Annotated in this window: 12 protein-coding genes; 8 read left to right on the forward strand and 4 right to left on the reverse strand. The window is 61.8% G+C overall.

Annotated features, from left to right (window positions below; all coding sequences use genetic code 11):
* Positions 1-16 precede the first annotated feature (16 nt).
* A complete protein-coding gene (locus BF95_RS08505) occupies positions 17-586 on the reverse strand; it encodes a recombinase family protein (RefSeq protein WP_043150867.1) in 570 nt (189 codons plus the stop codon).
* A 139-nt stretch (positions 587-725) separates the two neighbouring features.
* Between BF95_RS08505 and BF95_RS08510 the strand changes: the two genes are divergently transcribed.
* On the forward strand, positions 726-3,701 hold the full coding sequence (locus tag BF95_RS08510) for a Tn3 family transposase (protein ID WP_043150823.1): 2,976 nt from the start codon (positions 726-728) through the stop codon (positions 3,699-3,701).
* A 150-nt stretch (positions 3,702-3,851) separates the two neighbouring features.
* Here BF95_RS08510 and BF95_RS08515 read toward each other — a convergent pair whose 3' ends face one another.
* Genes BF95_RS08515 through BF95_RS08525 form a run of 3 tightly spaced genes read right to left on the reverse strand, consistent with a single transcriptional unit; the run spans position 3,852 to position 6,531 of the window.
* Positions 3,852-4,124, reverse strand: coding sequence for a DsbA family protein (locus BF95_RS08515; RefSeq protein WP_152542617.1), 273 nt, complete (start codon positions 4,122-4,124; stop codon positions 3,852-3,854).
* Positions 4,103-5,881, reverse strand: coding sequence for an ATP-binding protein (locus tag BF95_RS25550; protein WP_081764088.1), 1,779 nt, complete (start codon positions 5,879-5,881; stop codon positions 4,103-4,105). The genes BF95_RS08515 and BF95_RS25550 overlap by 22 nt, the downstream gene beginning before the upstream one ends.
* Positions 5,878-6,531 (reverse strand): winged helix-turn-helix domain-containing protein, encoded by a 654-nt coding sequence (locus tag BF95_RS08525; RefSeq protein ID WP_043150826.1) that lies wholly within the window; start codon positions 6,529-6,531, stop codon positions 5,878-5,880. Before BF95_RS08525 ends, BF95_RS25550 begins: the two co-directional genes overlap by 4 nt.
* Positions 6,532-6,759: 228 nt before the next feature.
* Here BF95_RS08525 and BF95_RS08530 point away from each other — a divergent pair, with 228 nt between their 5' ends.
* The 7 genes from BF95_RS08530 (at position 6,760) to BF95_RS08555 (ending at position 12,827) form a co-directional block, all read left to right on the forward strand.
* Positions 6,760-7,413 carry a TlpA family protein disulfide reductase gene (locus BF95_RS08530; protein ID WP_161774254.1) on the forward strand — a complete coding sequence of 218 codons (654 nt, stop codon included), beginning with the start codon at positions 6,760-6,762 and terminating at the stop codon, positions 7,411-7,413.
* 1 nt (position 7,414) lies between these two features.
* Complete coding sequence (locus tag BF95_RS08535; RefSeq protein WP_043150827.1) at positions 7,415-8,095, forward strand: DsbA family protein; 681 nt, start codon at positions 7,415-7,417, stop codon at positions 8,093-8,095.
* Between the two features lie 17 nt (positions 8,096-8,112).
* On the forward strand, positions 8,113-9,936 hold the full coding sequence (locus BF95_RS08540; protein WP_161774256.1) for a protein-disulfide reductase DsbD domain-containing protein: 1,824 nt from the start codon (positions 8,113-8,115) through the stop codon (positions 9,934-9,936).
* On the forward strand, positions 9,926-10,279 hold the full coding sequence (locus tag BF95_RS27285; RefSeq protein ID WP_161774258.1) for a thioredoxin family protein: 354 nt from the start codon (positions 9,926-9,928) through the stop codon (positions 10,277-10,279). The genes BF95_RS08540 and BF95_RS27285 overlap by 11 nt, the downstream gene beginning before the upstream one ends.
* 106 nt (positions 10,280-10,385) lie before the next feature.
* The gene (locus BF95_RS08545; protein ID WP_235209647.1) at positions 10,386-10,814 is read left to right on the forward strand and encodes a DsrE family protein; all 429 of its coding nucleotides are present in this window, start codon (positions 10,386-10,388) and stop codon (positions 10,812-10,814) included.
* Between the two features lie 47 nt (positions 10,815-10,861).
* The gene (locus BF95_RS08550) at positions 10,862-12,211 is read left to right on the forward strand and encodes an MBL fold metallo-hydrolase (RefSeq protein WP_043150829.1); all 1,350 of its coding nucleotides are present in this window, start codon (positions 10,862-10,864) and stop codon (positions 12,209-12,211) included.
* Entirely contained in the window at positions 12,204-12,827 is a 624-nt protein-coding gene (locus BF95_RS08555) for a class I SAM-dependent methyltransferase (RefSeq protein WP_235209648.1), read from the forward strand. The genes BF95_RS08550 and BF95_RS08555 overlap by 8 nt, the downstream gene beginning before the upstream one ends.
* The last annotated feature ends 14 nt before the right edge of the window (positions 12,828-12,841 follow it).

Here is a 12,841-nt window from a genome sequence, read left to right on the forward strand (position 1 = left end):
ATTTTGATCTGGACATTCAGGCGGGCCTTTCCACGCCAAGGCGGCGCATTTCTCGATATATGGTTGATCGGCCGATGCCGAGTTGCCGTGCCGCTTCTGTTGGCGAGATACTCGCTTCGACCAGTTTAATGGCGGCATGGACCTTGCTCATGTCGAGCGGCTGACGGCCAGGTAACTTGCCCCTGGCACGGGCGGCGGCGATGCCATCCTTGGTGCGTTCGGAAATCAGCCGTCGTTCAAAATGGGCGATGGCCCCGAACACATGGAAGATCAGTTCGCCGGCGGCCGATGAAGTGTCGATTTTCTCTTCAAGGCTTAGCAGCGCCACGCCTTGGGCGTGCAGCTTCTCAACCGTGACAAGTAATTCGGCCAGCGACCGCCCGAGCCGATCGAGGCGAACCACGGCCAATGTGTCACCCTTACGGGCGTAGGCGAGCAGGTCGGCCAAACCGGGACGATCCATGCTCTTGCCCGACATAACGTCGGTGAACACTTTAATGGCGCCAGCCTTCTCCAGACGCATGGTCTGCCCTGCCACGTCCTGGTCGCCGGTGCTCACACGAGCATAGCCCAGAATACCGCCCATGCCCTGTGTCTCCCAAACGGCCGTTTCGTGGACATTGTGAAAGGCGCCGGCTTCACCCATCCATATCCGTCCACATACTATGTCTCTTTACTCCTGCCTGTCCATAGCCACAAATGACCTTTTGTGGACAGGAATCGGCATGGTGAAGCGCAAACATCAACTCCTGACCGAAGGTGAGCGCGATCAACTGCTAGCCATCCCGGCAGATCGGGACCGCCTGGCCCGGCTCTATACCTTCGAGCCCTCGGACATCGAAATCATCGGTGCGCGACGCGAGCGGCGAAACCAGCTTGGGGTTGCGCTGCAACTCGCCCTTCTGCGTCACCCCGGCGTCACGCTCGCTCAATTGATGCGAGACAGGGGAGCGATCCCCCATGACCTCGCGGTCTTCGTCGCGGAGCAAATGGGCCTACGCGTAACCGATCTGGCCGACTATGCGGCGCGGGATCAGACCATGACGGATCATGCGCGCGAATTGGCGGAACGCCTTGGGGTGCGTGGCCCGATCCGCACCGATATTCCCTTCATGATCGAGGCCGCGACGAAAACGGCATGGGCGACCGACAAGGGGTCAACGATCGTGAGCGGTGTCATCACCGCGCTCCGCGAGGCCCGGATTCTACTGCCCTCCTTCTCCACCATCGAACGCGCCAGTATCGCGGGACGCGCTCGTGCCCGCAAGCAAGCGGCCCATGCCCTGATCGCCAACCTCAGCGCTGAACAGGTCCAGGCCCTCGATCAGCTCTTTGATGAAGCTGGCGCTGGCGGCGCGAGCCGGCTTACCTTGCTCAAGACGATTCCCGTGGCGGCCAAACCCGATCACATCCGGCAGATTCTCGACCGTTTGAGACAGGTACGGAAAATCGGCATTCCTCCGGACATAGCCGACCGCATCCACACCGATCGCTTTCGCCAATATGTCAGGGAGGGCCGCGCCTCTCCAGCCTATATGATCGAGCGTTATACGCCATCGCGACGCCATGCCACGCTGCTCGCCTTTCTAATCGATGTCGAAGAGCGGCTCACCGACAGCGCCCTCGAGATGGCGGACAAGCTGATCGGCGGTATATTCACCCGCGCCAAGAACGCCCAGGCCCGCAATTATGCCGCCACCTCGAAGAATGTGGCGCGGCTGATGCTGATCTTCCGCAGGACGATCGACGCGCTTACCGATGCCGTCGATACAGGCGAAGATCCCATCGACGCGCTGGACGCGTCGGTGGGGTGGACGACCCTTCTGAGGGCCAGGCCGGAAGTGGCGAGCATCGCGGAAACGGCCAGCCTCGATCCGCTGACGGTTGCGGCCGATCGCTATGCGACCCTGCGCAAATTCGCTCCCGATCTGCTTGAAGCGCTGGAGTTCCGCGCCGGCAAGGGCAGTGCGAAGACAATCGCAGCCATTGAGATGCTGCGTGCGCTCAACAGGTCGGGCAAGCGCGATTTGCCCGCCGACGCCCCGATGCCGTTCCGCAAGGAATGGCGGAAAATCGTTGTGGGCGGTGATGGCGAGGTCAATCGGCGGCTTTGGGAGATCGCCACGCTCGCGCATCTGCGCAACAAATTGCGTTCCGGAGATGTCTGGGTCGAGCGATCGGCGAGTTATCGCCGGTTCGACAGCTACCTGCTCAGCGAGCCGAAGGCCAAGCCGGTCGTGTCAGCCCTCGGCCTGCCATCGTCGGCGGACACATGGCTGGAACAGCGTGGCCGCGAACTCGACTGGCGCTTGAAGAGGTTCACCCAGCGGCTGAAGCACGATGCTCTGGAGGGCGTCCGCTTCCGGGATGGCCGCCTCCAGATATCGCCGGTTCGCACGATCGCGACACCCGACGCCGAAGAACTGGCCGACCGGCTCGATGCTATGATGCCGCGCATCCGCATTACCGAACTGCTTCATGAGGTAGCTCAGGAAACCGGTTTTCTCGCGGCCTTCATCAACCTGCGCACCGGCCAGCCCTGTCCCAATGAAAATGCGCTGCTCGCCACCATCCTCGCTGATGCCACCAATCTCGGCCTGTCGCGCATGGCCGCCGCAAGCCAGGGCGTCACGCGCGATCAGCTTCTGTGGACGCATGACGCCTATATCCGCGATGACAGCTATCGCGCGGCGCTGGCCGTCCTCATCAATGCTCACCACCGGCTGCCATTCTCGCGGGTGTGGGGCGATGGCACCACGTCGAGCTCCGATGGCCAATTTTTCCGGGGAGCAAAGCGCGGCGCATCGGGCGGGGACATCAACGCCCGCTATGGCGTCGATCATGGCTTCAGCTTCTATACGCATAATTCCGATCAGCGCGCACCCTACCATATCAATGTGATCTCGGCCGCGACGCATGAGGCGCCCTATGTGCTCGATGGCCTCACCAGCCATGGAACCGATCTCAGGATCGTTGAGCACTATACTGACACCGGCGGGGCGACTGATCACGTATTTGCCCTGTGCGCCATGCTGGGATTTCGCTTCTGCCCGCGTCTGCGCGATTTTCCTGACAGACGTCTCGCGCCGATCGCCGCGGCAGGTGCCTATCCATCCATCGCCCCGCTGCTGGGGAAACGGATCCGCACCGACATCATCCGTGAGCAATGGGATGACGTGCTGCGGCTCGTGGGATCAATCAAAGCTGGACACGTTGCGCCTTCGGTTATGTTACGGAAGCTCGCCGCTTATGAGCGACAGAACCAGCTCGACGTAGCGTTACAGGAAATCGGCAAGATCGAGCGGACATTGTTCATGCTGGACTGGCTTGAAAACCCGGACCTGCGCCGGCGGTGCCATGCCGGCCTCAACAACAGCGAACAGCGGCATGCCCTGACGCAGGCGATCTACACATTCCGCCAGGGACGCATCATCGATCGCAGCCATGAAGCCCAGCAATATCGGGCGTCAGGCCTCAATCTGGTCATCGCCGCCATCGTCTATTGGAACACCACCTACATGGACGCTGCTGTCCAGCATCTACAATCGGAATCGGTCGCGGCGCCCGATCACCTCCTTGCCCACACATCGCCTGTAGGCTGGGAACATATCGCTTTTTCCGGAGACTTTCTCTGGGATAGAGCGGCCGCATCCGCTGGCCGGAAGGCACTTAATCTACCACGAGATATCCACGTCGCCTAACCGTTCACCGGTTGTTCGCCCTTAGCGTTGTTTGGCGTACTCTTCACGCTATGCCCTCTATAGGCGAAATGACGCGCGTCCAGCGCGATATTGCGCTTCGCGAGACCGCGAACGAATAGTGCAATGACCGTACCGGCGTTAGCTGGTCAGTCATTCAGCGATGCGAGCCTTATCCCGAGCCTCGGCAAAGATCGCCAAAAATTCATCTTCAGTCTTACGGCCAATGGCGAGGAGGCTTTCGACGAGGAACGCAGGTGTGCCGCGGATACCGAGACCGAAGGCAAGATTGGCGTCCTGATGCAAACGGTTTAGAAATGCCTGGCGCCGGTCTTTCAGATCCTTCGTGGCCTGCTCCCAATCCGCGCCTATATCGTGTCCGATGTCGCGCAGCGCTGTCTCGTTCAGCGGTATGTGCATTGCCATCGTGCGGTCGTGATAGGCGGGGATAAAAGACTCTGTCGGTCCATAGCGAGGCCGACCAGGGCGGCACGCTCCGCCATTGGCCCGAAGAACGCCAGATCGCGATACTCGATCCGCACGTCACCGTCCTGCTTCACTGCGGCTGCAAGTATGTGCGCGGTCACCTTGCAGATCGGACAGAGGAAATCATTGAACGCAACGACGGTCACCGACCCATCCGGGTTTCCAGCCGACCGACCCGTCCGCTGGTCTGCGGCGGTTTGAGCTCTGCCATTTGAAGACATGTCCTGAGCCAAAGGCGCAGTTTCGCGAAGTGCCCAGCTTCCGAGCCATCCCACTGCGGCAAATCCGCTCAGCATGACAAAGTCGCGGCGGTTGAATGCCGTTCGCGGAGATACATCTCCTTGATCGGGGGGAACGTCAGCTGGCACCATTGCTCGATATCCTGACGCGATTTGATGGAAAGCGCAGCACGGCGGCAAAGCGGCATCATCCAGACGAAATTCCAGAACGCCCTGCGCTGGAGCGATTGCGGCCTCGACGATCGACAGGCCCAGCCCGGTGCCGCCCGACGTGGCGCGAGGGCCACGTTCGAACCTGCGACGCACACGCTCAACCTCATCCGCCGCGATGCCCGCCCCACAATCGATGACACGCAGCTCCAGTCCATCGTTTGCGGCACACTCGATCCGGACTGGGCCTTTGCCGCCATGGTGCAGAGCGTTCTCCACCAGATTGCCCAGCGCAAGGCGAAGGGCTTCGGCATCGATTGCCAGGTCGACATCGCGGAGTCCGCAGGCGGTGACGATCGATCGACGGCCCGTCGCGGCCAGATGTGCATAATCGCCGACCACGCCGTTCACCACGTCATGCACGCGTGCGAAGCAGTTGGCTGGTTCCGCCTCTCGCCTTTCCTGCCGGGCCAGCTCCAGCAACTGGCGTACCAGTCGGCTGGTGCGATCCACCGCTATAGCGATGCGCTCCAGGGCATGATCCCGCATGGCCGGGTCCGTGGCGCGACGGGCCACTTCCGCCTGGGTCTTGAGACCAGCCAGCGGCGTCTGGAGTTCGTGCGCGGCGTTGGCCACGAAGTCGCGCTCGGCCCGTCTGGCCCCTTCAAGTCTGCTAAGCAGATCGTCCATAGCCTGCACCAGAGGCCTCAGCTCTTCGGGCACAGGGTCGACGGCGAGCGGCTCAAGGGTCTGTGGCGAACGCAGCTCGATTGCGCGGGCAACACGACCGAGCGGTGCAAGGCCACTCCTGACACCAAACCAAAGCAGCACTGCGAGCGCAACGAGCCCGACCGCTGCGGGCAACAGCAAGCCCAGCATCAGATCGTTGACCAGATGCTGGCGGACCGCCAAGCTGTCGCCGACCATGACCCTGATGCCACGCGCTGTGTCGACATGTGTATAGACACGCCACTGTTCATCTTCGATCTGGCGACTGGAAAAACCGGGTGCGCCCCCGGCCAACGGTGCATCGGGCGCTCCGGTTGACTGACCGATCAATGCGCCGTTCAGTGACCAGATCTGGCACGACAACTGGCGGGAGTAAGGTGCCGGGGCCAGTCGCCGCACTGGTCCGCTGGCGGGAATATCGAGTGCAGCGACCATTCGTGCCGCCTCCACCAACCGCCCGTCGAGCACACGCTGCACTTCAGCCCTGGTTGAAAAACTCGTCCAGCCTGCTGCACCCGCCCAGACGAGCATGGTCACGCCGGCGACGAGAATGAACAGACGGATCCGTAACGCAGTCATGATCGTATAATCCGGTAACCCTCTCCGCGCACCGTTTCGATCCGGCTCCGGCCGAGTTTTGCACGGAGCTTGTGGATGTGTACCTCCACCGCGTTGCTTTCGATTTCTTCCTGCCAGCCGTAGATGCGATCTTCCAGCTGGCTGCGCGACAGCACGTGCCCCGGGCGCTCCGCCAGAGCATGCAGGATCGCAAACTCGCGGCGGGACACGGCGATTTCCTCGCCATCCAAGGCCACTGATCTACGCGCTTCGCTGATTATCAGCGCACCCAGTTCCAGATCGCCGCTTGCCCGGCCACTGGCTCGACGCATGATCGCGCGCAGGCGGGCTGATAGTTCCGTAAGATCGAAGGGTTTGCCCAGATAATCGTCGGCACCGCGATCAAGTCCCTCGACCCGGTCCGCGACCATGTCACGCGCCGTCAGCAGCAGCACCGGGGTCTCGACGCCGGCCCGTCGCCATTCCGCTAGCAGGTCGAGACCGGAACCATCTGGCAGGCCGATATCGAGCACGACGCCAGCATGATCTCCTATCGCGGCGCGCGCGTCGGCAAGACAGGCCACAGCATCGACCTCGAACCCCTCAAGGCCCAGCCCCACCACGATACCGTCGCGCAGAATATCATCATCTTCAACAAGCAGAATCCGCATTTCTGCTCCTTTCCCTGTCCGCCTTACCGCTACCTTAAGCCGGATGCTAAGCCTGCCTTAAGAAAGGGCGGCAAGGAGAACCACAATGGATGGCGTCATACAGATCGGCCCACTTGCCATGGCTACAGACCGTTTGATCGCTGTTGCAGCGATCTGGGCGTTTCTGGCGATCGCGGGTGTGATTGCGCGCGGCTGGATAGTAGGGCAATGCGTGCCGGATGGTTGTCCTTGCTGGCCGGACTGGTTGCAGCGCGCATCGGCTTTATTCTTGCCAATATTGATGCCTTTATCGCCGAACCCTGGACCATGCTTGCAATCTGGCAGGGCGGATTCTCGGTCTGGGCAGGCGCTGCGGCGGCGTTGATCATCATCTTGGTTATGCTGGGGCGCAAACCTGCAGGTCTTGCCCTGATCGCCACGGTCGCAGGTCTTTTTGTACTTCATCTCGGTGCGGCCACCTTGATTGCACCGGATGTACGACCGATGCCGCGCCTGATGCTGACGGACCTCGATGGCAAACCGGTCGAGCTGGGCATTCCAGGGCGACCTATGGTTATCAATCTGTGGGCCACATGGTGTCCGCCGTGCCGTCGCGAAATGCCGATGCTGATCGACGTGGCGCAAAGCTCCAAAGTTCCGGTTCTGCTCGTCAATCAAGGCGAGGACGCTGCGGCCATCCGTGCGTTTCTTGCCAAGCAGGGCCTGGCCAACGGGGCAATCGTGACTGATCCGGGCGGCGTCTTGGGCAAAGTTGTCGCTTCGGTGGCGCTTCCAACCACCCTGTTCGTCAACGAGGCGGGCGAAATTGCCGGTCTCCACGCCGGCGAGATATCCCGGGCGGCGCTGACCGCAGGGATGCGTGATCTGCAAAGGACCCAATGAGATGAAGACACTGACAATCGCCGCTGGCATCGGCATGGCCGCGCTTCTGGCCGGCAGCGTAGCGCTTTGGAGCGGTGATGCCGACCCGGCGCAAGCTCGTCAGGCGTCGAGCGACACCTCCAGCGCAGACGCGCTGCGCATCCGCTCGCAAATCCAGAATGATCCTGTTGCCCCGGCCATCGCGCCGCAGGGGCACGATGTCACTGTTGTGGTTTTCTCCGACTATCAATGTCCTTTTTGCCGCAAGCTCCACCCGTCGCTCGAAGCACTGGTGAACGAAGACCCCAAGGTGAAACTGGTCTTTCGTGACTGGCCGGTCTTCGGCGCTGCGTCCACCGAAGCCGCGCGGGCAGCCATCGCCTCCAAATGGCAAGGCAAGCATGCCGCGTTCAACGATGCGCTGATGACCACGACAGGCAAGCTGACATCGGACAGTATTCGCGCCGCAGCAGGCAAGGCGGGGGTAGATTGGGCGAAACTGCAGGCTGACCTCACCGCGCACAAGTCTGAGATCGGTGCTGTGCTGGATCGCAATAGCCGATACGCAGCAATGCTGGGTCTTCAAGGCACGCCCGGTATGCTGATCGGCCCCTATCTCATCCCCGGCGGCATCGATCTGCGCGGGTTGCGTGAGGCGGTGGCGCTTGCGCGACGCGACCCTAACGGAACTGCATCACAATGAAAACGCCGGCCAGGACGATGATTGATCGACTACCGCGTCTTACGATAAGGTTTTTCGCACTCTTCGCAGCCGCTTTGCTTGGTTTCATCGCTGGACCGATCGCCGCTCAGGGCACGGCAAATATCAATACGTCGGTGCTGGCCGAATCCGGTTCCCCAAAGCCCGGCACAACAACGCGCATCGCTATCCGCATGGTGCCACGCACTGGCTGGCATGGCTATTGGGTCAATCCGGGCGACAGCGGGCTCTCGGTAGAGGCGAACTGGACCGTGCCGGACGGCGTAACCATGGGTGATCTGCGCCATCCCGCACCAACCCTGCTCGAGCTCGCGGGGCTGGCAAGCTATGTTCACAAAGGTGCATTCACGCTCCTTACGGATTTGAACCTGAACGACGATGTTGCTCCGGGCACTGCCATCCCGCTGCGCGTCAACCTCTCATGGCTTGCCTGTTCGGACACGCTGTGTGTCCCCGAACGCGCCACGCTCGATCTGCTGCTGACGGCCGGTGATGGAACATCCAATGCAGCTGCGGCGCCGGTTTTCCGGGCCGCCAAGGCGGCACTGCCTGTGGAAGGCAGGCTTAAACTGGTGGTCGCGCGTCAGGGTGGAGACTGGCGCTTCGACATTGATGGCGAAGCCAGGCTGGATGCATCGTCGGTGCGCCTGTTTCCCGCTCAGGATGGCTGGTTCGCGGCATCGGCGCCGCAGACCGTCGTGCGCCGGGAAGGTGGATGGCGCGTGACTGTCGCCGCATCGGACAATGCTGCGCCCACACCTTCAGATTTTCGGGGCGTGTTTGCGGATAGTAAGCGCAGTTTCGCGTTGATGGCTTCGGGTGCCCGTGAACCCCCCAAGACCAAGGCGCCTGTAGCACGGTCGGCGCCAGCCTCCACAGCCGCGGTTCTCCCCGACGCTGTCGATAAGCCCACTCCGGCGCAGGGCTCTAAGCGTGCCGCGCCAGCCGACACGCGCGCGTTCAGAATTGCACTTACCGGTGCGATCCTTGGCGGGTTGCTGCTCAACCTGATGCCTTGCGTGTTCCCGATCCTGTCGCTCAAGGCGCTGAGCCTCGCTCGATCGGGCGCTGACCGGCACACCGCGAAAGTGGAAGGGCTTGCCTATTTTGCCGGGAGCGTAGCGACGACCACGGCGCTGGGCGCAATATTGGTCGGCGCCCGCGCGATGGGCCATGACATTGGCTGGTCTTTCCAGCTTCAGGATCCCCGGATGATCCTGCTGCTGATGCTCTTGTCGCTGGCAATCGCGCTCAATTTGGCTGGTCTGTTCGAAGTGAGTGGCCCCTCTTTGTCCGGCAATTGGATGACGAAGAAAGGCGGCCTCGGCGCGTTTGGCACCGGTGCGCTTGCTGCGCTGATCGCGACGCCTTGTAGTGGCCCCTTCATGGGCGTCGCGCTGGGCGCGGCACTGGTTCTGCCGGTTCCAGCTGCGCTGGCGGTTTTGCAGGCCTGGGCTTGGTATGGCGCTGCCATTCCTGCTGATCGCCTTCGTGCCCCGACTTCAACGCTGGCTGCCGAAACCCGGCGCGTGGATGGCAACCTTCCGTCGCATTCTTGCGATTCCGATGCTGCTGACCGCGATCGGGCTTGCCTGGGTCCTGGGACGGCAAAGCGGCGTGGACGGGCTTGCGATGGGCCTGCTGATCGCCGCGCTGGCCGCGGTGGGATTATGGTGGGTGGGCTTGCGACAAAGCGGGGGGCGCTCCGCCATGGTCGGGCTGGCACCGGTGATGGCGGCGCTCCTGGTCGCGATTGCCGTAGAGCTGCCGCGCCCGGCCGCCGCGACCGCTCCCGCAGATACCGGAGCACAAATGTTCAGTGAGGCGCGCCTTTCTGAGTTGCGCGCGCAGGGCGTGCCGGTCTTTGTCGATTTCACAGCAGACTGGTGCCTTGTCTGCCAAGTCAACAAGCGAGTGGCGATCGACCGGGCGGACACGCAAGCGGCATTCGCGAAGGCGGGCGTGACGATGCTCGTTGCCGACTGGACGCGGGGCGATCCAGAGATCACGCGCTTCCTCGCCAGCCGCGGCCGCAATTCGATCCCTTACTATCTCTACGCGCCGTCGAAAAGTCCGGTTCGGGAGTTGCCGCAGATGTTAAGCAGCGAGATGCTGATCGGGCTAGCCAATGAGTCGGAGGGAAAGACAGATGATGAGCATTTATAACAAATTACTCATTCTGGGGGGCGCCGCCACATTGGTTGTTTGCATGCCCGCATCCGCTCAAGTTGCGAGGCACCCGGCGGTCGCGGACTATGGCGCGATTGCGCCCATGGCGCAGGTTGCCAACCGTCCCGCCGCGACGGATGATATGCGTGCGCTGTTCGAAATCACCGGCGAGGCACGTGGGCCAAACGGGGTCAACCGTAGTCTCGACAGGGTCGCGCGCTATCTCAATCTGCTCGCATCGAGCGGCGTTTCCACCAAACCGGGCGATATCAAGGTCATCATCCACGGGCCAGCCACACCGCTGATTCTGCGTGAAGAAGCCTATCAAAAGCGGTTCAACTCCACCAACCCAAACACGCCGCTGATTGCCGCACTCAAGCGAGCTGGCGTTGAAATCCATGTCTGTGGCCAGGCCACCGCTGGACAGGGCATTGCGCGGGAGGACATTGATCCGGCGGTCACTCTCGATCTGTCCGCGATGACGACGCTGGTCCTCCTGCAACGCCAGGGATGGCCGCTCGTTTCAGACTGACAATAGCAGTCGTCGCGGCGCGAAACCCATACCAGAAGGAAAGAACTATGCTGCTGGAAAAGATCAAGACGCCGGGCCTTTCCCACCTGTCCTATCTGGTGGGGTCGGGCGGGCAGGCAGCCGTGATCGACCCACGCCGCGACTGCACCATCTACCTGGAGAAGGCGCGTGCAGCAGGGCTTGAGATCACGCATATCTTCGAGACTCATCGTAACGAAGATCTTGTATCTGGCGCGCCAGTGCTCGCCGGCATGACGGGTGCAAAAGTGCTGCATGGGCCAAACCCGGAGCGGCCCATAGTTTATGCGACGACAGCGCGGGACGGTGATTGTTATGCCGTTGGCCAACTGGAAATCCGGGCCATGGAAACACCCGGCCATACGGATGACCATCTGGCCTATGCGCTGTTTGATACCGCCTATCCGGACAAGGCGGTGGGCGTGTTCACTGGCGACGCCATGTTCGTTGGCGATGTCGGCCGCACTGATTTTTATCCCGACCGGCGCGAGGAAGTGGCCGGGCTGCTGTTCGATTCCCTCCGCAAGCTGCTGGCGCTCGGCGATCAGGCCATCATCTATCCGGCGCACGGTGCCGGCTCGGTCTGCGGATCAGGCATGGCCGATCGCGAGTTCTCCACCATCGGGCACGAGCGGCTCAACAATCCGCGCCTCCTGATCACGGATCGCGAGGAATTCATTCGGTTAAAAGTCAACGAGAACCACTATCAACCGCCCTATTTTCGGCTGATGGAACGGCTGAACGTGGAAGGGGGCAGTGCGCCGCCGCCGGTGATGCGCCCGCGCCGCCTTTCGCTCGCGCAGTTAGGGGACTGCGAAGCGGATCATCTGGTCGATGTCCGCGAACCCATGGCCTATGCCTCGGGCCATCTGCCTGGCGCGATGAGCCTGCCCGTGGATATGATTTCCGCATTTGCTGGCTGGTTCATCCGCGAAGGGGAAAGCGTCGCCCTGATCGCTTCAGATGAAGATCAACTCGCCGCCGCGCTGGAACATCTGGTGCGGATCGCGCTGGATAATGTGGTGGGTGGCTATGTCGGCATGGTGCCTGCCGCGGCGAAAGGCGTAATGATGCAGCAGACGCCCATGATCGATACGGACGAAGTCGAAAACCGTTTGGGTGGTGTTGAAGGGTGGACATTGCTGGATGTGCGCGATGCAGACGAACGGGCCAAATCTGCCATCGACGGATCGCACCATATCTATGTCGGCCAGCTTAACGACCGTTGGCAGGAACTGGACAAGAAGCGCCATTACACCCTGATGTGCGCCAGCGGCATGCGCGCGACGGTCGCCGCAGGGTGGCTGGCCAGCCGCGGTTTTGAAAAGCTCGACATCTATCTTGGTTCGATGGGAGCATGGAAGGCAGCGCATGACTGATCGTATGGATTCAGCCGCATTCTGGGACAGTCGCTTCGCTTCGGAAGACTATGTCTTTGGAACCGAGCCCAATGCATTTGTGCGCCGTGAAGCGGGCCGTTTGACGCGAGGCGGGCGGGTGCTGGCGGTGGCCGATGGGGAAGGGCGCAATGGGGTCTATCTGGCCCAACAGGGCCTGGATGTTACCGCAACCGACATATCCGCCGCCGGAATCGCGAAGGCGCGCAGGCTGGCGCAACAGCGTGGAGTTTCCTTGACGCTGGAGCAGGTTGATCTGGCCGCCTACGACTGGCCGGAGGCTGCATTTGACGCGGTCGTGGCGATCTTCGTGCAATTTGCCGATCCCATATTGCGGGCCAAGATGTTCGCCGGCTTTGCCAGAACTTTGCGGCCCGGCGGCATTCTGCTGCTGGAAGGCTATCGCCCGGAACAGCTGGAATATGGCACCGGCGGGCCGAAAGTGGAGGACAACCTCTATACCGAAAGCATGCTGCGCGACGCCTTCGCCGGGTGGGATATCATTTCCCTGCGAAGCTACGATGCGGATATTCGTGAAGGCAGCGGCCATGGCGGGATGTCCGCACTGATCGATCTCGTCGCGCTGCAGCCCGGCTAGCCTCAGCCGGATCC

Source organism: Sphingobium sp. Ant17, assembly GCF_000588875.1.
GTDB lineage: Bacteria > Pseudomonadota > Alphaproteobacteria > Sphingomonadales > Sphingomonadaceae > Sphingobium.